This is a genomic window from Xanthomonas euroxanthea, assembly GCF_903989455.1.
Lineage (GTDB): Bacteria > Pseudomonadota > Gammaproteobacteria > Xanthomonadales > Xanthomonadaceae > Xanthomonas > Xanthomonas euroxanthea.
The window spans coordinates 3,941,043-3,964,305 of the sequence record NZ_LR861803.1 but is presented as its reverse complement, the minus strand read 5'-3'; the positions used below and the strand labels follow the sequence as shown (position 1 = coordinate 3,964,305).

13 protein-coding genes are annotated in these 23,263 nt (G+C 67.3%); 6 read left to right on the top strand and 7 right to left on the bottom strand.

Translation table 11 applies throughout. From position 1 onward, the window contains the following. Positions 1–796: 796 nt before the first annotated feature. The 4 genes from H7A86_RS16480 to H7A86_RS16465 form a co-directional block, all read right to left on the bottom strand. A complete protein-coding gene (locus tag H7A86_RS16480; protein WP_232099117.1) occupies positions 797–2,917 on the bottom strand; it encodes a TonB-dependent receptor in 2,121 nt (706 codons plus the stop codon). A 343-nt stretch (positions 2,918–3,260) separates the two neighbouring features. Further along, on the bottom strand, positions 3,261–4,181 hold the full coding sequence (locus H7A86_RS16475) for a DUF1460 domain-containing protein (protein ID WP_232099116.1): 921 nt from the start codon (positions 4,179–4,181) through the stop codon (positions 3,261–3,263). 221 nt (positions 4,182–4,402) lie between these two features. Continuing rightward, positions 4,403–7,048 (bottom strand): hybrid sensor histidine kinase/response regulator, encoded by a 2,646-nt coding sequence (locus H7A86_RS16470; protein ID WP_119130974.1) that lies wholly within the window; start codon positions 7,046–7,048, stop codon positions 4,403–4,405. A 217-nt stretch (positions 7,049–7,265) separates the two neighbouring features. After that, positions 7,266–8,438: an OprO/OprP family phosphate-selective porin gene (locus H7A86_RS16465; RefSeq protein ID WP_119130975.1), complete on the bottom strand. Its 1,173-nt coding sequence runs from the start codon at positions 8,436–8,438 to the stop codon at positions 7,266–7,268. 286 nt (positions 8,439–8,724) lie between these two features. Here H7A86_RS16465 and H7A86_RS16460 point away from each other — a divergent pair, with 286 nt between their 5' ends. Both H7A86_RS16460 and H7A86_RS16455 read left to right on the top strand, forming a co-directional pair. Next, a complete protein-coding gene (locus H7A86_RS16460) occupies positions 8,725–10,071 on the top strand; it encodes a dicarboxylate/amino acid:cation symporter (protein ID WP_104584014.1) in 1,347 nt (448 codons plus the stop codon). Between the two features lie 198 nt (positions 10,072–10,269). After that, complete coding sequence (locus H7A86_RS16455; protein ID WP_119130976.1) at positions 10,270–12,579, top strand: NADP-dependent malic enzyme; 2,310 nt, start codon at positions 10,270–10,272, stop codon at positions 12,577–12,579. Between the two features lie 322 nt (positions 12,580–12,901). Here H7A86_RS16455 and H7A86_RS16450 read toward each other — a convergent pair whose 3' ends face one another. Continuing rightward, entirely contained in the window at positions 12,902–16,264 is a 3,363-nt protein-coding gene (locus H7A86_RS16450) for a GH92 family glycosyl hydrolase (protein WP_119130978.1), read from the bottom strand. A 314-nt stretch (positions 16,265–16,578) separates the two neighbouring features. Here H7A86_RS16450 and H7A86_RS16445 point away from each other — a divergent pair, with 314 nt between their 5' ends. Genes H7A86_RS16445 through H7A86_RS16435 form a run of 3 tightly spaced genes read left to right on the top strand, consistent with a single transcriptional unit; the run spans position 16,579 to position 19,214 of the window. Next, positions 16,579–16,776, top strand: a complete 198-nt coding sequence (locus H7A86_RS16445; RefSeq protein ID WP_006451050.1) for a zinc-finger domain-containing protein — start codon at positions 16,579–16,581, stop codon at positions 16,774–16,776. 10 nt (positions 16,777–16,786) lie between these two features. Further along, on the top strand, positions 16,787–17,899 hold the full coding sequence (locus H7A86_RS16440) for a glycosyltransferase (RefSeq protein ID WP_119130979.1): 1,113 nt from the start codon (positions 16,787–16,789) through the stop codon (positions 17,897–17,899). Beyond that, positions 17,880–19,214: an O-antigen ligase family protein gene (locus H7A86_RS16435; protein WP_104648811.1), complete on the top strand. Its 1,335-nt coding sequence runs from the start codon at positions 17,880–17,882 to the stop codon at positions 19,212–19,214. Before H7A86_RS16440 ends, H7A86_RS16435 begins: the two co-directional genes overlap by 20 nt. Before the next feature lie 54 nt (positions 19,215–19,268). Here H7A86_RS16435 and H7A86_RS16430 read toward each other — a convergent pair whose 3' ends face one another. After that, a complete protein-coding gene (locus tag H7A86_RS16430) occupies positions 19,269–20,189 on the bottom strand; it encodes an LpxL/LpxP family Kdo(2)-lipid IV(A) lauroyl/palmitoleoyl acyltransferase (RefSeq protein ID WP_119130980.1) in 921 nt (306 codons plus the stop codon). A gap of 76 nt (positions 20,190–20,265) precedes the next feature. Here H7A86_RS16430 and waaA point away from each other — a divergent pair, with 76 nt between their 5' ends. After that, positions 20,266–21,582, top strand: coding sequence for a lipid IV(A) 3-deoxy-D-manno-octulosonic acid transferase (gene waaA / locus H7A86_RS16425; RefSeq protein ID WP_119131472.1), 1,317 nt, complete (start codon positions 20,266–20,268; stop codon positions 21,580–21,582). Between the two features lie 266 nt (positions 21,583–21,848). Here waaA and H7A86_RS16420 read toward each other — a convergent pair whose 3' ends face one another. Beyond that, positions 21,849–23,243, bottom strand: coding sequence for a TolC family outer membrane protein (locus H7A86_RS16420; protein WP_119130981.1), 1,395 nt, complete (start codon positions 23,241–23,243; stop codon positions 21,849–21,851). Between the last annotated feature and the right edge of the window lie 20 nt (positions 23,244–23,263).

Here is a 23,263-nt window from a genome sequence, read left to right as displayed (position 1 = left end):
GGCGCTGCCGCGTCGATTGCAGGGCGCCAACGAACACCCACGTAGCGGGCGCAGATGCGCCTTTCTGGGGGGCGATTGAGCGACCAAGATGCTGATATCCGCGACTGCGCTGCAGGGTCCTTGCCCGCCCACCCTCGCGGGACACGCCGCAAGTACGTCCGTGTAGGCTCTGGCGCGGCATCCATGCCGCTCAAGGTCCCGCGACGGTGAGCGGGCAAGGACCAGTCGAGATGGTCGGTGTGCATGGTTTTTTAAGCAAAGCAACCGACTAACTTTCTGTCGCGATGTCCTCGCCGATTGCGGGACCGTGTGGCGGCATGGATGACGCCACCGAGCCCCAGGGACGGGTTCACGGCGTGTCCCGCAAGCGGTGAGGGCACCGCGCCCTCGACGCTGCGAGTTTGCTGCAGGGCCCTTGCCCGCCCACCATCGCAGGACACGCCGCAAGTACGTCCCTGTAGGCTCTGGCGCGGCATCCATGCCGCTCAGGGTCCCGCGAGGGTGAGCGGGCAAGGACCAGTCGAGATGGTCGGTGCGTCTGCTTTTCAATAAAGCAGCCAGCAACCTATCTGGTGCGGCGTCCTCGCCGGTCGCGGGACCGTGTGGCGGCATGGATGCCGCCACCGAGCCTCCACGGATGGATTCACGGCGTGTCCCGCAACCGTTGAGGGCACCGCGCATTCGACTAACGTGGCTGTTGACTGCATCTAAGCGGCGCTACGGCTCGACATCCAGGCGCAGCAGCACGCTTGCGCGGGCGTATCGGTCGCGCGCTGCCGGCAATCACGCCACGCCATCAGAAATCCAGTGAATACCCCAGCGTGATGGTGCGGCCACGCCCGGCGAAGTAGCGCAGCGGTTCGACCAAGGCCGCTCGCGAGTAGTAGGTGATGTACTGCTTGTCGAACAGGTTGGACACGCCCATGCGCACTGCGCCACGCGGCAACGCGTAATTGAACGTCGCATCCACCAGCGTGTAGCCGCTGAAGCGCTTGTCGGCCTCGTCGAAGGACTGGCTGAAGGCATGCTGCGCCTGCACGAACGAGGAGAGCTTCGGCGTCCACTGCGCCGACCACGAGGCAATCACGCGGTTGGGCGCCACGTTGAGCCCGTCCAGGCGTGCGTCCAGCTGCCCGTCGTTGTCGCTGTCGTAGCGGCCACGGGTGTAGGCGTAGGACAGGCGCAGGCGATGCGCCGCATCCAGGCGATAGCCCAGGCTGGCGTCCACGCCCTGCACGCGGGTCTTTTCGCGGCTCATCATGAAGGCGCCGTTGATCGGCACCACGCGCGTGCCCAGGTCCGAGTTGGACTGGAAGTAGCTCAGGTCCGCATCGAAGGCGCCACGCGTGAGGCGGGTGCCCGCTTCCACGCTCTTGGTCAGGATCGGCTCCAGCGTGCTCAGGCTGGCCACGCGCGTGCCCGGCGTGTTGATCGCGCGCAGCACGCGGCCCACGTCCGGCATGCCGAAACCTTCGGAATAGCTGGTGAAAAAGCTCACACCCTCGACCGGCGTGTAGACCAGGCCGGCGTTGTAGAGGGTCTGGTTGAAGTCGAGCGTGCCGCCTTCGACAGCGACGCGGTTGTAGCGCCACAGCGTCTGGTAGCTGTCGATCTTCAACTCGGCTTCTTCGCGGCGCACGCCGGCATGCAGGGTCAGCTCGGGCAGCAGCTTGTATTCGCCCTGCACGAACAGCGACAGGTTGCGGTAGTCCGATTCGGGCACATAGGTACGCCCGGTGCCGTAGAGATCCTGCTTGCCGGTGTCGGCCAGCAGGTCGACGCCGCCGGTGAGCTTGAGCCGGTTGTCGAGCAGGTCGTCCCTGGTCAGGCTGATCTTGCTGCCCCACTTGGAAGCGACCGAACGCGATTGGTCGTACAAGCTGCCGACCGGTGCGATGCGCGGATCCTGGAACGTGGACGAGTTGTCGGCGCCGAACAGCCCTTCGAACTCCTGGTTGAACACCATCGCGCTCAGCTGCATGCCGGCCAGATCGTCGTGGGTGTACGACAGGCTGGACGTCAGCACATCGTTCCAGGGCGCGGTGCCTTGCGGGGTGCCGCGCACCGAGGTGGTGGGCAGGCCCTGCGCACGGTTGCCGGGGATGCCGATGTAGTCGTTGTCGTTCTTGATGCGGTAGCGGTTGACGCTGACGCTCAGGCGCTGCGTGTCGGTGAGCGCGTAGCCGAGCTTGGCCAGCACGTCGTAACTCTTGGACGTCATCAGGTCGCCCTGGGTGTTGTCGGCGCCGATCGGCCGGCCCTGTCCATCCACATACAGGCCCTGGTCGCTGTAGCTGGCCGAGAACAGGTAATCGAGCTTGTCCGAGCGACCATCCACACGGTAACGCGTCTCGCCGCTGGTGGTTTCCGCACGCGTCTCGGACGTGGGCGCGGTGGCCTGCACGTCGATGTGCTGATTCAGCGATCCGTCCTGCGGGCGCCGGGTGATGATGTTGATGGTGCCGCCGGTGGCGCCCAGCCCGTTGATGGCATTGGCGCCCTGGATGACTTCGATGCGCTCGACCATTGCATAGTCGATGGTGTGCGCTTCGCGCCCGGTGGGGCGGATCGGGTTGGATTGCGGCACGCCGTCGATCAGGATCAACGGCGTGCGCCCGCGCAGGGTTTCGCCGCTGCCGTTCATCTTGCCGCGGCTGGGCGTGTACGAGGGAATCAGGTTGGCGAGCACATCGGACGAATTGCTGGAGATCGTCAACTGCTGCTGGATCTGCGCCTTGTCGATGATCAGCACCGTCTGCGGCGACTCGGCCACGGTCATGTTGGAGCGCGAAGCGGCCACCACCACGGTGTCCAGCGTGTCGGTGACGTCCGATTGGGCCGAAGCGGTGGCGGAGGCGAACAGGCAGAGGGTGGCAACGAACGGCATGCCGGCCGATCCATGGGCGGAAAGCTTCATCGAGTAAGAACTCCAGGGCGCTGACGGAGCACGCGGCATGCTCCGCTAGGCAAAGTCAAATGGGAATCGTTCTCGATAGTGTAGCAGGTGCAGTGGCCCGGGTGCCGGGCACGCTACCGGCGGGTGCGCGAGTGCCGCGTGGCGCCGACCTCCACGCGATCGCTCAGCGGCGATCGTGCAGATCCGCACGCTGCGTTGGCATCGCACGTTCACCCAGTGCGCGCTGCGGTGGGAGATGGGCGCCCACGCCCACCGACATGGTGTGGCTCCGGCAATGCACCGGCGGAGCGGATCGAGACGATGCCTGCCGCCGGACTGGCGGTTGCCCGCATCGCGACCGGGATCAGGGCCTGGCCCTGTAGACGACGATGCCCTGCGTGCGGGCGACGTACTCCATGAACGGCGAGTCCACGACCTTTCCGTTTTCCGGGCGCGATGAGGCATTGCGCAACACCGGGCCCCGGTCGGTCATGACGAAGATGCCGACATGGCTGACATCCAGCCCGGGCGCCGGTGAGTACCTGCCCACATAGTCGCCGGTGCGCAGCTGCCGGACCACCGTGCTGTCCACATCGGCGGCGGGGATGTAGGTGATGGACCGCTGCACCAGCGGCAATCCGGGCAGATAGTTGCTGCCGTCGGCCTTGAGGTTGAGTGTCTTGTCCACACTCACGGCCCTGGGGCTGAGCGTTGCGGTGATGTCGTCGGCAAGCGGGTAGGAACGTGCGACCCAGTCCGAAAAGAAGTGCTTGCGCGAGGTGAAGCCGATGACGCCATCGACGTAGCGGGTGAGGACCACGCGATCGACGAAATCCTGCTGCGAATGGGCGTGGCGCGCCGCTTCGACATAGTCCAGATAGGTGAAGCAATCCAGGCCCCTGAAGTCGATGATTAGCCGCTCCGGCACGGTGGCCGAGCCCTGCAGCATGTTGGCCTGATACGGCGTGCCGAGAAATTCCGCCGAGAGCAGCTTGATCAGATGCCCCGGACTCAGGCCGCGATGCGTGGATGCCTGGTGCAGCACGCGGTCCAGGGTCTGCAAGGTGTACGGGTCCATGTCAGCGCGCACCGGGCCGGAGGGCGGCACGGTCGCCGATGGCGTGGACGCCTGCACGGGCATCTCCGCCGCGCAACCTGCGGCGAGCAACGCGGTCAACATCACGGAGGCAGGCCTGAACATGAGGGCTCCACAAGTTTCCGGGGGAGAAACATCGGCAGGTGAGCTGTGCACGATGCAGACGTGGGCAGCAATGGACACACGCACTGTAGCGCCATCGCCAACGCGCGCTTGAGGCAGCACGCACTTCGGTACGCTGAAACGATCCGGCGAAACTCGCCAGACCCTGCAGGGCCAGGAAATCGCCGCATGGGACGCGTGCAGCACGGCGCGCCATCATGCGGCCTTTCGCGGCAAGCAGGCCGGAAGCGTCGCGACACACCCAACGCAGCCCGTTGTTGCCTGTCGATGCTGCGCGACGGCACAGCTCACCCGCGCCGCAACAGCATCTGCGTCATCAGGGCACGCAGCGCCGGCGGCCGCACCGGCTTGGCCAGGAACCCCCAGCCCAGGTCGAGCGCATGTTCACGCAGCGCCGGGTCGGGTTCGGCGGTGACCAGGATGACGCGCGGTTCGCGTTGCCAGCGCGCCACCAATTGCGGCAGCAATATCGGGCCGTAGTGCTCGCCCATGCGCACGTCCAGCAACAGCAGCTCCGGCACCTCGTCGGCGTTGGCGGCGGCCAATGCCTCGTCGGGGCCGCCGGCAAAGTCCACGCGGCATTCCCAGCGTTGCAGCAGCGCGCGGCTGGCCTCGCACACGCGCGGGTCATCGTCCACGCACCACACGCGGCAGCCGTGCAGGATCGGGTCATTGGCGGTTTCAGCGCTGGCGATGGGCGGTGGCAACTGCCTGGCGATGGAGGCGCGCTCGCCCAGCGGCACGGTCACCGAAAACACACTGCCGCTGCCCAGGGTGGAACGCAGGCTGATGCGGTGGCCGAGCAGGCGGCCGATGCGCTCGACGATCGCCAGGCCCAGACCGGCGCCGCGGTCGTTGGCCACGCCGTCGTCCAGGCGCCGGAATTCTTCGAAGATCTCGTCCTGCAAGGCCTCGGGAATTCCGGGCCCCTGGTCATGCACTTCGATGCGCAGCCAGCCGCCGCGACGACGGCAGCCGATCAGCACGCGCCCACGCGGCGTGTAGCGGATGGCGTTGGACAGGAAGTTCTGCAGGATGCGCCGCAGCAGGTTCTCGTCGCTCAACACCACCGCCGAGGTGGGCACCCAGTCCAGCACCAGGCCGCGGTCTTCGGCAAGGATGCCGAACTCGCGGGCCAGGGTTTCCAGCAGCGGGGCGATGGCGAAGTCGCGCACCCGGGTCTTCAGGCTGCCGGCCTCCAGCCGCGAGATGTCCAGCAGGCTGTTGAGGATGGCGTCCTGCGCGGCGAGCGCGCCCTCGATGTTGTCGACCACGCGCGCGCTGCCTGCCTCGCGCACCTGCCCACGCAGCACCGAGACGAACATGCGTGCGGCGTTGAGCGGTTGCAGCAGGTCGTGCACGGCCGAGGCGACGAAGCGGGTCTTGTAGCGGTTGGCGCTCTCGGCCTCGCGCTTGGCCGCGGCCAGGTCGCGGGTCCGTTCGGCCACGCGGTGTTCCAGCGCATCGGCCAGCGAGCGCAGTTCGCGCGCGGCGTTCTTGTAGCTGGTGATGTCGGCATAGCTGGTGACGAATCCGCCATCGGGCAGCGGATTGCCGCGGATTTCCAGCACCGTGCCGTCTTCCTTCTCGCTCTCGCGCATATGCGGCTTGCCGCTGCGCAAATGGTTCAGGCGGCGCTCGATCGCCGCTTCGATCGGCCCCGGTCCGAGCAGGCCGCGGCGTGCGTTGAAGCGGAACAGGTCTTCAATCGGGCGGCCGATCTTGAGCAGTTCCGGCGGGAAGCGGAACAGTTCCACATAGCGCGAATTCCACGCCACCAGCTTGAGCGCCTCGTCGATCACCACCACGCCCTGCGGCAGGTGTTCCAGGCTGCGGCTCAGGCCGGCATTGGCCTGTTGCGCGGCGGTGACCACGCCATCCTGCGCGGTGCGCAGCTCTTCGGCATGTTGTTGCAGCAGCGTTTCCAGCTCGTGCCGGCTGCGCTGGCGCAGGGCGGACAGGCGCCGCCGCTGCTGCACGAACAACCACAGCAAGGCCAGCGCCAACCATGCACCGGCAGCGGCGATCGCAGCGGCGCGGCCGGCCGCCGCGCTGGCGCGGGTGTCGTGCAGCAGATGCAGGCGCCAGCCGCTTTCGGGCACCTCCAGGGTCTGCCACAGCACCGGGCCGGCGAGCGGTGGGTCGCTGACCTCGGCCAGCACGCCACCGTTGCCGGTCTGCTCGATCAGCCGGCGCCGCAGCGGCAGCAGGCCCTGGTCGGCGTATTGGCGGGTGCTGCGCAATTCGCTGCGGTCGCGCAGGCTCAGCGGCGCCAGCATGCGGTAGCGCCACTGCGGGCGGCTGGCCAGGAACACCACCTGGTGCGCGTCGGAGGCCAGCACGATGTCCGGGGTCTGCAGCCACTCGCGTTCCAGCGCGGCCAGCGCGATCTTGATCACCACCACGCCCTGCACCTGGCCGCCGGCGTCGACGATGGCCTGCGACAGGAAGTAACCCGGCTCGCTGGTGGTCATGCCGATGCCGTAGAAACTGCCGCTGCCGTTGGACAATGCCTGCTGGTAATACGGGCGGAAGGCGTAGTCCACGCCCACGTTGCTGCGCGCCCCGCGCCAGTTGCTGGCAGCCAATGCCAGGCCGTCGCGGTTGATGAGCGTCAGCGTGGAGGACTGGGTGACGTTGTTGGCGCGCTCGAGTTTGCGATTGAGCCGTTCCACCTGCGCGGCCGATAACGGCCCGGAGACGGCCGCGCGCAGTTCCGGGTCCAGCGCCAGGATCTGCGGCAGGGTGCGATAGCGATCGACGCGTTGCTGCAGGGCCTGCGCGTACAGGCGCAGCTGACGCCGCACGGTGGCGCTTTCCTCGTGCAGGGCGTTCTGTTCGACAAAGTGCCCGGCCGCCAGCATGGCCACCAGCATGCCGCCCAGCACGATGGTCAGGGTGAGCAGCAGACGGCGGCGTTGCGAGGCGTACATGCCGACAAGTATGGCGGTGCGCCGCTGCATCGTGCAGCTAACGGCACCGGACCTGCGCCAGGCGCCGACACCGCCGCAGCCACAAACGCCTGCGGCCGCATCCCCGAAAGGAGGCGGCCGCAGGGGCGCGTGCGCTGGTGTGGGTTGCCGCCTTGGCGCGTTGAAGCGAAGGCAGCGCGCGGCCGACCAGGCCCGGGTTAGCTGTGCGCCATCACGCTTAGAACTGCACCTGCGCGCGCAGCTCCATCACGTGCGGGGTTTCATGCACGCCGTTGCGCGTGGCATCCACCCAGCTGTAGTTGGCCTGGAACTTGAAGTGGCTGGTGAGGTACCAGTTGGCGCCGATGGTGGTGTCGTGCTGGCGGCCGCCGCTGACGCGGTTGTCTTCCAGGTCCAGGCGGCTGTAGCGGGCGGTCAGCTCGACCGCGCCGTAGTCGTGCGCCGGCTTGATGTTGCCCGGTACGCCGCCGGCATAGCTGCGCGACTCGCCGGTCAGCGTCCAGGTGCCATAGAGGTACTGGCCCTGCGCGATGTAATGCGGCTGGTTGTCGTTACGTGCCACCTCGGCGCGCAGCGCTTCGCTCTGCAGCGAGAACGGGCCGTGGATCCACACCGCTTCCACGCCGGCGCGGATCACGTGGTCCACGTCGAGAATGGTGCCGGTGTCGATCAGGCGCACGTCGGTCAGGCCGGCCTCCGGGCGGGCACGCAGGCGCACGCGCGGGCTGAACGACACGCCGCGGCCGTCGCTGAAGCCACGCGGGTTCTCCACCGAGCCGGCCAGGCCCAGGTGCAGCACATTGCCTTCGGCCTTGAACGGGGTCCAGGCGGCATGCACGGCCTGGGTGGTGCCCGGGTTGTCGCCCTGCAGATCCTTGCCGCCGTACGCGCCGGCCTGCAGCAGATACTGCTGGCGCTCCAGCGTCCATTCCACGCCGGTGCGACGGCCCTGGAACACCGCCTGGACCGGCAGGCCCAGTTCCATGAAGCTGCCCGCACGCGAGCTCTGCACCGCTTCCAGGCCCACCGGCACCTTCATGTAGCCCAGCCGCACGCGACCGTAATCCTGGCCGAACACGGCCTTGGTCTCGACGCGGAAGAACACGTCCAGCCACAGCTTGGCTTCGAAGTCGAAATACACCATGGCGTCGTAGACGCCCTTCTTCTTGAGGGTGGCACCGAGCTCCTTGCGGCGGAAGTCGGTGCGGTCTTCCAGGCGGTCGTCGCCGGAGAAGTTGTTGTCGTCGTAGGCGTAGTTGCCGGTCAGGCCGAGCTCGGTGCCATCACCGAAGGTGTACTTGGTGGGCCAGTTTTCCAGCGAGGTGGCCGCATTGGCGGCTGCGGGCGCGGCGGCAATGGCCAACGCGAGAACGAGCGGATTGAGGCGCATAGGTGTGGTCTTCGGCAAGGAGAAAGGGCCGGGCGTCCTGCCATGGCGGTCGCACTGAACAGCTTCAGCAAGCGCGCAGGTTCCGGACGGCCAACGACACAACAATCGGTGTCTGCGTTAAATGGAATTAACGGCCGGTGGCGACGCCGCTGAAGTGTAAGGCGACGTTCAGCCCGGCGACAGTGCGTAGTACCAATGGGCTATCGGCCCGGGCTGCGACGTACGGCCAGAATGCCCGCACCGGGTGCCTGCTCAGGCCCCCTCTATGTTCCCTCGGAGTGGCGTCATGCACATCAGCAAGCCTGCCGGCCCCTTGCCGGCGCCCGTCCCCTTTTACCGTCAGCTGTATTTCCAGGTGGTGGTGGCGATCGTCCTGGGTGCCCTGCTGGGCCACTTCGAGCCGGCCTTCGCCGAAAGCCTCAAGCCGCTGGGCGATGCCTTCATCAAGCTGGTGAAGATGATCATCGCCCCGGTGATCTTCCTGACCATCGTCACCGGCATCGCCGGTATGACCCACCTCAAGACGGTGGGCCGGGTCTTCGCCAAGTCGATGACCTACTTCCTGTTCTTCTCCACGCTGGCGTTGATCGTGGGCATGATCGTGGCGCACGTGGTGCAGCCCGGCGCCGGCATGAACATCAACCCGGCCGAGCTGGACCAGAGCGCGGTCAACACCTACGTGCAGAAGTCCCACGAGCTGAGCCTGGTCGGCTTCCTGATGGACATCATCCCGGCCACGCTGGTCAGCGCGTTCGTCGATGGCAACATCCTGCAGGTGCTGTTCGTGGCGGTGCTGTTCGGGATCGCGCTGGCCCTGGTCGGCGAGCGTGGCCAGCCGGTGCTGAGCTTCCTGGAAGCGCTGACCGCGCCGGTGTTCCGCCTGGTGCACATGCTGATGAAGGCCGCGCCGATCGGTGCATTCGGTGCGATCGCCTTCACCATCGGCAAGTACGGGGTGGAATCGCTGGTCAACCTGGCCTGGCTGGTGGGCTCGTTTTACCTGACCTCGCTGTTCTTCGTGCTGGTGATCCTGGGCATCGTCTGCCGTCTGTGCGGCTTCTCGGTGCTCAAGCTGATCCGCTATCTCAAGGCCGAGTTGCTGCTGGTGCTGGGCACCTCCTCATCGGAGTCGGCGCTGCCCTCGCTGATGGAGAAGATGGAAAAGGCCGGCTGCGAGAAATCGGTGGTGGGCCTGGTGGTGCCGACCGGCTACTCGTTCAACCTGGATGGCACCAACATCTACATGACCCTGGCCGCCTTGTTCATCGCCCAGGCCACCAACGTGGACCTGACCCTGGGCCAGCAGATCACCCTGCTGGCGGTGGCGATGCTCAGCTCCAAGGGCGCGGCCGGCGTGACCGGCGCCGGCTTCATCACCCTGGCCGCCACGCTGTCGGTGGTGCCGGACGTGCCGGTGGCCGGCATGGCGCTGATCCTGGGCGTGGACCGCTTCATGAGCGAGTGCCGCTCGCTGACCAACTTCATCGGCAACGCGGTCGCCACGGTGGTGGTGTCGCGCTGGGAAAATGCGCTGGACCGCGATCAGCTCAAGCTGGTGCTGGATGGCGGCTCGCCGCCGCTGCAGGCACCGGTGGCCTCGACCGACGTCGTCGCCCCGATCAGCGCGCGCTGATGCTTCCTACGGCCCTGCATTCCGTCGGCGCTGCCGGCGGGATGCAGGGCCGTTTCCACATCCAGCCAGCACTGGCCGCAATGCATGCCGCGTTGTGGCATGCGATCTTCCTGCCGCCGCGACAGCTGCGCGACAGGCCCATGTTCAGGCAGGAGGGTAGAATTCAGCCCTCCTGCGCCTTCGAGACCCACAACGCCGATGTCCAACGACGACTTCAAACAGGCCGCCCTCGACTACCACCGCCAGCAGCCGGCCGGCAAGATCAAGGTCACCGCGACCAAGCCGATGCTGACCCAGCGCGACCTGTCGCTGGCGTATTCGCCGGGCGTGGCCTTCGCCTGCGAGGCGATCGTCGAAGAACCCACCCAGGCCAGCGAGCTGACCGCGCGCGGCAATCTGGTGGCGGTGATCAGCAACGGCACTGCCGTGCTGGGCCTGGGCAACATCGGCCCGCTGGCGTCCAAGCCGGTGATGGAAGGCAAGGGCGTGCTGTTCCAGAAGTTCGCCGGCATCGACGTGTTCGACATCGAGATCAACGAGAACGACCCGGACAAGCTGGTCGACATCATCGCCAGTCTGGAGCCGACCTTCGGCGGCATCAACCTGGAAGACATCAAGGCGCCGGAGTGCTTCATCGTCGAGCGCAAGCTGCGCGAGCGCATGAACATCCCGGTGTTCCATGACGACCAGCACGGCACCGCGATCATCGTCGGCGCCGCCGTGCTCAACGCACTGGTGGTCACCGGCAAGAAGATCGAAGAGGTCAAGCTGGCCACCACCGGCATGGGCGCGGCCGGCATCTCCTGCGTCAACATGCTGGTCTCGCTGGGCCTGAAGCCGGAGAACATCCTGGCGCTGGACCGCGATGGCGTGATCCACACCGGCCGCACCGACCTGGACCCGGACAAGCAGCGCTACGCGCGCGACACCGACAAGCGCACCCTGGCCGAAATCGTCGAGGGCGCGGACATCTTCCTGGGCCTGTCGGCGGCCGGCATCCTCAAGCCGGAAATGGTCGCCACGATGGCGCGCCAGCCGGTGATCTTCGCGCTGGCCAATCCCAACCCGGAAATCACCCCGGAAGCGGCCAAGGCGGTGCGCCCGGACTGCATCATCGGCACTGGCCGTTCGGACTACCCGAACCAGATCAACAACGTGCTGTGCTTCCCGTACCTGTTCCGCGGTGCGCTGGACGTGGGCGCCACCGGCATCAACGAAGAAATGAAGATCGCCTGCGTCAAGGCGATCGCGGCGATGGCACGGCGCGAGGCCTCCGACCTGGGCGCGGCCTATGGCGGCGAGACCCCGAGTTTCGGCCCGGAATATCTGATTCCGCGTCCGCTGGACCCGCGCCTGCTGGTGGAGCTGTCGTCCGCCGTTGCGCAGGCGGCGATGGATTCGGGCGTGGCCACGCGGCCGATCGCCGACATGGAGGCCTACCGCGACAAGCTCGGCCAGTTCGTCTACCGCACCAGCCTGATGATGAAGCCGGTCTACGACCGTGCGCGCGCCGACAAGCAGCGCGTGGTGTATGCCGAAGGCGAAGAGGAAGTGGTGCTGCGCGCGGTGCAGAACGTGGTCGACGAAGGCCTGGCCTTCCCGATCCTGATCGGCCGCCCCGACGTGATCGAGGCGCGCATCGAGCGCATGGGCCTGCGCCTGACCGCCGGGGTGGATTTCGAGATCACCAACATCCTCGACGATCCCCGCTTCAACGAGTACTGGCAGTACTACCACGCGCTCACCGAGCGTCGCGGCGTGACCGTCACTGCCGCCAAGGAACTGATGCGCTCGCGACCGACCCTGATCGCCGCGGTGATGGTGGCGCGTGGTGAAGCCGATGCAATGCTGTCCGGCGTGGTCGGCCGCTTCCACAAGAAGCTGGGCTACGCACGCAGCGTGATTCCGCTGGAACCGCGGGTGAGCTCCACCTCGGCGATGACCGGCGTGATCAACCAGCTGGGCGTGTTCTTCTTCCTGGACACGCATGTGCAGGAAGACCCGACCGTGGAGCAGGTGGTCGAAGCGACGCTGCAGGCCGCGTACCGCCTCAAGCTGTTCGGTATCGAACCCAACATCGCGCTGCTGTCGCACTCCAACTTCGGCAGCCACGACTCGCGCGATGCGCTGAAGATGCGCCAGGTGCGCGAGGCCCTGCTCAAGCGCAAGCCCGAGCTCAACATCGATGGCGAAATGCAGGGCGACACCGCCTGGGACGAAGCGCTGCGCAAGCAGATCATGCCCAACAGCACCTTGAAGGGTCGCGCCAACCTGTTCGTGCTGCCGAATCTGGAAGCGGCCAACATCGCCTACAACCTGGTGCGCGTGTTCACCGACGGCGTGGCGATCGGCCCGATCCTGATGGGCATCTCCAAGCCCGTGCACATCCTCACCACCAGCGCCACCTCGCGCCGGGTGATGAACATGACCGCGATCGCGGCGGTGGATGCGCAGATCCGCCGGCAGCGCGATGCCGAGAAGAGTGCCAGCGAAAAAAATAGCGGTTGAGATCCCCCCACCGGGAAGACATCAAAGACCGATCCGCGAGCGGCACCAGACGCACCGCGCCCAACCCCTCTCCCCTGGGGCGACAAGGCACTGCTTGCGCGCCACTGGCACGCGTGCCTTGAAGCGCCCGCGCCGCAAGCGCGGGCCGGGGCGCGGAGCGGGGGTTGGGGCGAGGGTACGGCTCACCAGCGCTGCTGACATCGCGGTGGGACCTCGCTCCGGCAGCACCCGTGTGAATCCGTCGATTGCGTGAGCGGGTGCCTGCAGCCTGCAGTCGCCTGCCTGCAGAAAGCAGCACAATCAGCGCTGCGAGACCGGCGCCTCAACGCACCGCAGGTTCCGCCCCCAGCAACTCGATCTCCGCCAGCTGCACTTTCGCAGGCGCACTGAATCGCAGCCGATACTCGGTATACGCACCAGGTGTGGCAATACGAAACGGCCGCGTCTGCAACGGCCAGTCGAACGCTTCCTCACGGCGCTGATCGACCACCGTCCACGCGCCATCGGCCGCACGCGCTTCCAGCGTCCAGCCACTGGCCGCAATGGCCGCATTGCCATTGGTCAGTGTGTAGAGCGTGGGCGTGCCGCGCGCCATGCCACTGAGCGTCAGCGTCGATGTCGATGCAACTGCAGCGACGGTTCCCGCATCGTCGTCATGCAGGGCAGCGACCTCGCCACCATCGGCCAGCGTGATGCGCGCCGTGTCTCCGAGCACATCACGTAACGGGGCAGGGTGCTTGCCCGCAGGGGTCAGCGACGGTGGCGCATCGTTCGGCCCGGTGCCCCAGCGCGAGGGCGCAGGCCCCATCACGAAGTCCAGCGTCGCCCCCCTGGCGATGTCCACATGCGGCAACCAGGTCTTGCGCCAGGGCTTTCCGTTGACCTTGAGCGATTGCACGTACACGTTCTGCGGCGAATTCTGCGGCGCGTTGACCGTCAGCGTCCCGCCATCGGGCAACCGCACGCTGGCATGCTTGAACAGCGGTGAGCCGATCACGTATTCCGGCGCGCCCATGCGCAACGGATACAGGCCCAGTGCCGCGAACAGATACCACGCCGACATTTCGCCGTTGTCCTCATCACCGGGATAGCCCTGGCCGATCTCGCTGCCCAGGTACAGGCGTGCCAGGATCTCGCGGGTGATGCGTTGCGTCTTCCACGGCTGCCCGGCGTACAGATACATCCACGGGATATGGTGCGCGGTCTGGTTGCTGTGCGCATACATGCCCATCCGCACATCGCGCGCTTCGGTCATCTCGTGAATGGTGTTGCCGTAGGAGCCGGCGAACCTGGCCTCGGCGGTCTCGGGGGTGGCAAAGAACGTATCCAGTTTCGCTGCCAGGCCCACGCGTCCTCCATACAACGCCGCCAGGCCTTCACCGTCGTGCGGTGCGGTGAACGCAAACGTCCAGCCGCTGGACTCGGTGTAATCGTGGCCCCACACGCGCGGGTCGTACCGTGCCGCATCCACACGCCAGTGGCCGTCCGGTGTGCGGCCCTGGAAAAAACCGATCGCCGGATCGAACAACGCCGAATAGCCCGCCGCGCGCTGACGAAAATAAAGTGCCTCGGTCGTGTAACGCTCCCGCGCCGTGGCCGTCTTTGCCTGCCCGGCCAGCGCCTCGGCCATGTTGGCGATACCGAAATCGTTGAGCGCGCCCTCCATCGACCACGACATGCCTTCGTGCGTGTCGGTATCGGCATAACCGCGAAAGGTCGAACGCGCCATGCCCTTGCGGCCGACGTGCCTGTCGGGCGCCACCACGGTGGCGTTCTTGCGCGCGGCAACGTATGCCTCGGCCGGATCGAAGCCCTGCACGCCCTTGCGCCAGGCATCGGCAAACGCCACGTCGGAACTGGTGCCGACCATCAGATCGGCATAGCCGGGCGACGACCAGCGCGCCACCCAGCCGCCCGCGCGCGACTGCTCCAGAAAGCCTTGCACCAGCGCGCCGGCAGCGTCGGGGGCGAACAAGGCATACGCCGGCCACGCAGTGCGGAAGGTGTCCCACAAGCCGTTGTTGACGTAGACCCGGCCATCGCGGATCGGCGCGAAACTGCGCACCGCGCTGCCGTCGATGTTGTCGTCCGACCAGCTGCTCTGGCTGGCATAACGCCAGTCCGGGGCACTGGCGCTGCCGACATTCTCATGGCCGGAGTTGGGATACAGGTGCAGCCGGTACAGGTTGGAGTACAGCGTGGTCTTCTGCTCGGCGGTGGCGTCGGGCGCTTCCAGGCGCCCCAGCAACGCATCCCAGGCGTCCTGCGCCCGCGCGGCGACCTGCTCGAATGTTGTCTGCGGTGCGATTTCCAGTGCCAGGTTGTGCCTGGCCTGCTCGAGCGAGATCAGCGAGGTGGCAATGCGCATCTGCACCTGCCGTGTGCTGCCGGCAGCGAACTTGATCCAGCCGGTGGGCCGGCCGGTGTCGCTCAGGCCGCTGGTTTCCCACGGCGTATCGAAGCTGGCATGGACATACATGCGCGTGGCGCCGGTCGACAGCCCGCTACGCACATCGGTATGGCCGGAGAGTGTCTGTGTCGCCGCATCCAGCCGCAGCCCGCCACGCGCGTCCACATTGTCGAACACCAGATTGGCATCGCCCTGCGCCGGGAAGCGAAAGCGGAACAACGCGGCATGGTCGGTCGGCGCGATCTCGGCCTGGATCCCGTTGTCCAGCTGCACCGCGTAGCGATAGGGGCGGGCGGTTTCATTGGCATGCGAAAACGCCAGCGCACGCTGTCGGCGATCGGCTGGCGGCACGCCGGCCGCCAGCGACGGCATCACCTGAAAGGTCTGGCGGTCGCCCATCCACGGGCTGGGCTGATGGCTGAGCGACAACGCCTGCAGGCGCGGGCGATTGTCCGCATCGTTGTGTTCGTTCCAGCGATACAGCCAGGTCAGCGTGCCCGCATCGGTCACCGGCGTCCAGAAGTTGAAGCCATGCGGCACCGCGGTTGCCGGGAAATTGTTGCCGCGCGAGAACGTGCCATTGGACTGCGTGCCGCGCGTGGTCAGCACCCAATCCGACGGACGCGTTGCCGGTGTGAGCGGTACCTCGGCAATGGCGATATCGTCGATCCAGCCGGCACCGGGCGCGCCTGCCGGCGGTGCAACTTCCAGCTCGATCGCACGCACATGGCGCCCACGCAGACCGGCCACGTCACCCAGCCGCACCGCCTTGCGCGCCCATTGCTGCGGATACAGCGTCTTCGACTCGCCTTGCGCCCGGGCACCGAGCGCGACGCCATGTTGATCCCGCGCAGCACTGGCCGACACGCGTGTGCCGTCGTCCAGCAGCAGGTCCAGCGACACATAGGTCGATGCCACATGCTCGCCACCCACGCTCTCGGGCAATACCAGCCAGGACAGCGTGGTATCGGCACCGATCGGGATCTCGCCGGTCAACAAGGTGCGCCGCCCACCTGCGCCACGACTGTCGTACCGCAGGGCATGCGCACCGCTGTAGCCGGCGTTCGGCTTGGCCGCATACGGCGCGGCCGGACCGGTGCCGATGGCAATCTGCACATCGCCCGCCGCCGCGCTCACCGGCAACGGCTGGCCGGCTTCGAACGAGGTCGACTGCCCGGTCGCCGCACTCACCGACAACGGCGCAGCGACACCCAGGGCAACGACCAGCCGGAACCACAGGTCACGCGGATGCAGCAACACAACAGACGAGGTCACGTGGCGATGTCTCCTTGGGTGCGATGCTGCAGGGCAGGTCCGGCCTGCCGAGGCAGGCGAGCCGGGCACGCGCACGCCGGGGCGGTGCGCCATTGTCCGGCGATGATAAGCGCGATGTCCGGGTGTGGCTGCCTGGCGCTGCCGGGCCAGCAAGGCCAGGCCAGCCGGGGCTGCCGCATCGCTCCCCGACGCTGGCGGCGCCCGGGCGGCTGTTGAGAGCATCGCCACCCGAACCGGTATGGCCGGTCAATGGGCCGATCACCACGCAGGCTGCTAGAATCCGCGCTCTGCCTTGTCTCTACGATCGTGCCGCCATGAGCCAGACCGCCACCGCGCCCGCCAATGCCGAATCGCGCTACACCGTGCATCGCGGCGATCTGCCGCTGAGCTGCCCGACGCCGCAGATGGCGTTGTGGAACTCGCATCCGCGCGTGTATCTGCCGATCGAAGACGAGCCCAACTGCGAAGCCAAGTGCCCGTATTGCGGCGCGCTGTTCGTGCTCGCCGACTGATCCTGGCCGGATGCACCGCCTGACCGTGGTGCAACTGCTGCCGGCGCTGCAGTCCGGCGGCGTCGAGCGCTCCACCCTGGAAATCGCCGCTGCGCTGATGCGCGCCGGCCACCGCGCGGTGGTGGTCTCGGCCGGCGGCCGCCTGGTCCAGCCGCTGCTGGAGGCGGGCGGCGAACATCTCACGCTGGACATCGGGCGCAAGTCGCTGCTGACCTTGCGTCACGTGGTCGGCCTGCGCCGGCTGTTCGCCGAACTGGGGGCCGACATCGTGCATGCACGTTCGCGCCTGCCGGCCTGGCTGGGCTGGTACGCGTTGCGCGGCATGCCGCAGGCCACCCGGCCGCGCTTCGTCACCACCGTGCACGGGCTCAACTCGCCCAGCCGCTACAGCGCGGTGATGACCTATGGCGAGCGGGTGATCTGCGTCTCGCAGACAGTGCGCGAGTACGTCTGCACGCACTATCCGCAGACCGACACCGCGCGCCTGCGCACGATCCCGCGCGGTGTCGATATCGCCCAGTTTCCGCGTCGCCCGCAGCCGGACCGCCGCGCGCGCAGCTGGGCACAGACCGTGCTGCCCGACTTGCCGGCCGATGCACCACTGCTGCTGCTGCCCGGGCGCGGCACGCGCCTGAAAGGGCACGTCGACGGCCTGCAATTGCTCGCCGACGTGCGCGCTGCCGGCGTGCCGGCCTGGTTGTGGCTGCCAGGCGCGCGCGAGCCTGGCCGTGATGCCTATCTGCGCGAGCTGGAAGCCGAGGCCGCCAGACTGGGCGTGGCCGAGGCGGTCGCCTTCACCGAACCCACCGCACGCATCGCCGAGGCCTATGCCGCCAGCGATCTGGTGCTGCAGCTGTCGCGCAAGCCCGAGGCCTTCGGCCGCACCGTGGTGGAGGCCCTGTCGGTGGGCCGGCCAGTGCTGGGTTGGGCGCACGGCGGCGTCGGCGAGCTGCTGGCCGAGTTGCAACCCGGCGGCGCTGTGCCGGCCTTCGATGCCCATGCCTTGCGCACCCAGGCGCTGCAGTTGCTGCGGCAGGCGCCGACACCGCCCGCCGTGCTCCCCTATACGTTGCAGGCCATGCAAGCGGCCACCCTGAAGGTCTATGACGAACTCCGCCGCTGAGGCCATCCCACCTGCGTCCGCGCTGACCCCCGATGCCGGTCGCTGGGCGCCGCTGTGGGTGCTCCTGTTCGTGGCGCTATGGCCCACACCCGGGCTGGCCGAGACGGTGTTGTCGCTGGGTGCGCTGTTTGCGGCCTACCGCCTGCTGCATGCGCGCTTCCGTGGCGGCACCCGGCTGCTCAGTGGTGCGGCCTGGGCGCTGACCAGCGTGCTGTTCTTCGCGTACTGGTTGCCGCAGATGCTGTCGGCGTTCGATGCGGTGGACGTGGGGCGCGCGCTGCGCAAGTCGGCCACCGATCTGCGCTATCTGCCGTTCATGTGGTTGTGCGCGATCGCGGTGGCCAATGCGCAGCGGCGTCGGCGCACCTTCACCGGCCTGGCGGTGATCGGCGGGGTGTGGACACTGGATGCGCTGCTGCAGGCCGTGTTCGGCAGCAGCCCGTTGTTCTTCGGCCTGGATCAGATCAAGCAGCTGATCAGCGGGCATGGCCTGTGCACGCCGCAGGAGCTGGCCCTGGTCGACCGCCTCAGCGGCGTGCTGGGGCCATGCAACCTCAAGTTCGGTCAGACGCTTGCGAGCCTGTCGCCCTTCCTGCTGCTGGCACTGGGGCGGCGCAATGCCTGGGCCTGGGCGGGCGCTGCGGCGGCGGTCGGCGTGGTGCTGGTGCTGGCGGGGTCGCGGGCCTCGTGGATCACCTACGGCGTGATCGTGCTGCTGTCCGGCTGGCAGTTGCTGGGTGGCCGCCGCCTGCTTGCGGTGGCGGTGGTCGGCGCGCTGCTGGCGGCCGGGGTGGTGGCGGTGGCGCCGCAGGCGCGCGAGCGGATCCAGCGCACCGCGCTGGCCTTCAGCGATGACCAGCAGGGCGTCGACCAGGCCTTGTCCGGGCGTGCGCAGATCTGGGGCGCAGCGCTGTGCATGATCCACGCGCATCCACTCAATGGGGTGGGCGCCCGCGGCTTCCGGCAGGCGTATCCGGCCTGCAATCCGGCACCCGCGCAGGCGCCGGCCTGGGGCGATGGGCCGGCCTTCCATGCGCACCAGATCGTGCTGGAAATCCTGGCCGAAACCGGGGTGATCGGGTTGCTGCTGTGGCTGGCCGGTGCGGCGCAGGCCTGGCGCGCGTGGCGCTATTCCAGCCTGGCCGCGCGCGAGCAGGCACGCCCGGCGATGATCGCGCTGGTGGCCACGGTGTTCCCGCTCAACACGCATCTGGCGTTCTATTCCAGCTTCTGGGGCGGGCTGAGCCTGATGCTGGCCGGCCTGTATGCCGGTGCCTTGCTCAACGACGACGCAGATCAGCCGCCGCCGCGCTGAGGATCCTTTGCGGTGCTGCGGCTGTACGCGCCGCCTGCATCGAGATACGCGATATCAACGATAAAAATCGCTGCGCCCACCCGGCTGGCGTTTGAAGCGCCGATGGATCCACAGGTACTGGTCCGGCGCCTCGCGCACCATGTCCTCGATCGCCGCATTGACCTGCGTGGTATCGGCGATCACATCGTCGGAAGGGATGTCTGCCAGCGGCGGTGCGATCTTGAGAATGTAGCGTCCCCCTTCGCGCCGGTGGAAGTACGGCACCACCGCGCAACCGGTCAGCCGCGCCAGCTGATGGGTGGCGGTGATGGTGGAGGCCGGATGCCCGAAGAACGGCACGAACACGGTGTCCTTGCCGCGCATGTCCTGATCCGGCGCGTACCACAGGAAACCGCCGCGCTTGAGGTGCTTGATGGTGGCGCGCAGATCCTCGTTGGCGAACATGTGCGTGGCATAGCGCAACCGCCCGCGCTTGACCGCCCACTCGAACACCGGGTTGCGATGCCTGCGGTACATGCCGGCCAGCGGTACGTAATCGCATAGCAGCCGCCCGCACATCTCCAGCGTCATGAAGTGGCCGGACACCAGCAACACGCCGCGTTTTTGTTCCTGCAGGCGCTGCAGGTGTTCCAGCCCTTCGACCTGCACGCCCGGGCGGATCGCATCGATGCTGCCCCACCAGGCGCGCGCGAATTCGAACAGGCCCACGCCCAGCGCATCGAAACTGTCGCGCAACAGCCGCGCCCGCCAGGCGTCGTCCTGTTCGGGAAAACACAGCTTGAGGTTGACCTCGGCAGCGCGCCGACGCGTGCCGGCCAGGCGCATCGCGATCCAGCCCACGCCACGCCCCAGCGCACGCTGCAGCATCCAGGGCAGGCGTCCGGCGATCACCATGACGACAAGGGCCAGGTACATCGGCCAGTGCCTGGGGTTGCGCAGGGAAGGGCGGACAGCGACGTTGGCGGGCTCGGACATGGGGCAATTCTAAGGGATCATGCGCGCGCGGCAGCGTGCACATGCGCACGCCGCAACGCTCCCGTATCCTGCACCGATGCGGAAAGACCCGATCGAATGGCTGTTGCGCGGACTGTACTCGGCGCTGTTGTACCTGTTGCTGCCGGTGACGGTGTACCACCTGGTGTGGCGCGGTTTTCGCGTCCGCGAATACTTCAACCGCTGGAACGAGCGCTATGCCTCCTACACGCATGCCTGCGGTCGCCCGCGCGTGTGGGTGCATGCGGTGTCGGTGGGCGAAGTCAATGCCGCCGCGCCGCTGGTCAACGCCCTGCGTGCGCAGCGCCCGGATATCCGTTGGGTCATCACCACCATCACGCCCACCGGCTCCGAGCGCGTGCGCGCGGTCTGGGGCGATGCGGTGGACCACGTGTATCTGCCCTACGACGTGCCCGGCAGCGTCGGTCGCTTCCTGGAGCATTTCCGCCCGCGCCTGGCGTTGATCCTGGAAACCGAGCTGTGGCCGAACATGTTGTTCGGCTGCCGCGACCGCGGGATTCCGGTGTACATCCTCAACGCGCGGCTGTCGGCGCGCTCGCTGCGTGGCTATCGCCTGCTGGCACCGTTGATCAGCCGCGCGCTGCGCACCGTCACCTGCGTGGCGGCGCAGTCGCACGACGATGCCGAACGCTTCGTCACGCTGGGTGCGCGGCCCGACCAGGTGATCGCGCTGGGCAATCTCAAATTCGATATCGCCGCGCCTGCGCAGCTGCAGGCCCTGGTCACGCAGTTCCACACGCACGTGCCGGCCTCGCGGCCGGTGTGGATTGCCGCCAGCACGCACGAAGGCGAGGAAGCGGCCGTGGCCGACATCCATGCGCGCCTGCTGCTGCAGTTTCCGGATCTGCTGATGTTATGGGCGCCGCGCCACCCCGAGCGCTTTCCCAAGGTCGAGGCCGTGGCGCGCGAGCGTGGCTGGGCCGTGTCCACGCGTAAAAGCCAGCAATGGCCGCAGGCGCGCGACAAGGTGTTTGTCATCGATACCCTGGGCGAGCTGATGAGTTTCTACGCCTGTGCACAGGTCGCCTTCGTCGGCGGCAGTCTGCAGCCGATCGGCGGGCACAACCTGCTCGAGCCCGCGGCAGTTGGCACGCCGGCCGTCACCGGCCCGCATCTGCACAATTTCTCGGAGATTTCGCGGCGCATGCGCGAGGCCGAGGCGGTGACCATCTGCGAAGATGCCGACAGCGTGTACCACGATCTGGCGCGCCTGCTCGGCGACCCTGTCCAGCGTGAGGCGATGGCCGCGGCAGGGCTGGCACTGGTCGCCAACGGCAAGGGCACGGTGGCGAGGACGCTGGTGCAGATCGCGCCGCACCTGCCGCCGGTGGTGAGCGAGGGTGCCGCGTCCTGAGGATGTCACTGCGGCTGCGTCGCAGTGTGCAGGGCCCCTGGAGCAGGCACGCCGACCCTCCTTGATGATCCTTGTCAGCCAGCGTCGCAAGGCCTTGTGCGGCATGGATGCCGCCACGGACTCCCGGCCTGTTCCGTGATGATGGGCGGGCAAGGCGGCTCCGCAGCCAAGCCGCGGATGATCGGCCGACATGCGATCGCTTCACATCGCATCACGCACAAAAAAGGCGGGCCTGTGCCCGCCTCTTCAATCATGCTGAGATCTTCTTATTGCAGCGAGCCACTGCCCTGCAGCTTGGACTCGGCATCCTGCGACAGCAGCCGGTTCACATCCTGCAGGTCGGTGATGTTGAGCTTGCCGATCGCCTGGCCCAGCAGCAGGCGGTTCTGCAGGAAGGTGTAGCGCGACTGTGCATAGTTCAGCTGCGCCTGGAACAGGGTGCGCTGGTTCTGTACCACGTCCAGCACGGTGCGCGTGCCGACTTCCAGGCCGACCTGCGAGGCGTCGTATGCGGCCTGCGCGGAGACCACGGCCAGGCGACGGGCTTCCACTTCGCTGATGCCGGCGACCACGGTCTGGTAGGCATTGCGCGTGTTGCGATCCAGCGCGCGCTTCTGCTGCTCGTAGGTGTCCTGCTGGATATCGCGGCGTGACAACGCCTGGCGCACGGCCGACTGGGTGGCACCGCCGGCAAAGATCGGAATCGACAGCGTAAGGCCGATCGAATCGGTGTCGATATCGCGACCCTGCGTGGTGAAGTTGCCCGCGGCCTGGTCAGCCGCCGCCTGGCCGCCCCAGCTATTGCTGCGGCCGACATTGGCGCCGAGGTTCAAGGTCGGGTAATGGCCCGCACGTGCGGCATTGACCTGCGCCTCGGCCGCGCTGACCTGCAACTGCTGCGACTTCAGCGCCGGGTTGTCGGCGATGGCAGTGGCCACCAACTGATCGACATTGCTGTACGCCGCCGGGACTTCGGGGCGGAAGTCTTCGGGAAGTGCGCGCAAGGACGTGACCGGCTGGCCGGTGAGTTCGGTCAAGGCCTGGTAGTAATCCTTCAAGGTGTTGCGCGCATTGATCGTGTCGGCACGCGCCTGGTCGTACTGGGCGCGCGCTTCATGCACGTCGGTGATCGGGGCCAAGCCCACTTCCAGACGCTTGTCGGCGTAATCGAACTGCTTCTTGGCGGCCGCTTCGTTGGTCTCTGCCGCCGCCAGCGATTCGATGCCGACCAGGACCTGGAAATATGCCGCCGAGGTGCGGGTGATCAGGTCGTTGTTGGCCGATTCCAATGTGAAGTCGGCTGCCTTTGCCACTTCGCGCTGCGCACGCAGGTTGGCGAACTGCGCCCAGTTGAAGATGGTCTGGCTGCCCTGGATCGAATACTGGCGCTGCTTGGTGGTCGAGCGCCCCTCGTCGAGGTTGTCGATGGTATCCAGCTTGCGATGTGCCTGGGTGTACCCGGCGGTGCCGTCCAACTGCGGCAACAACGCCGCACGCGCCTGCACTTCGCCCTCCCGATTGACTAGCCGGGTGGACTCGGCCACTGCCAGCTGCGGATCGCCGTTGCGGGCCATTTCGTAGACCTGCAGCAGATCGGTGGCGTTGGCGGCCATCGGAGACAGGGCGGCGGCCAGCGCCAGGACGAGGGATCGGCGGATCATCGGGGAAGCTTCCTTGGGAA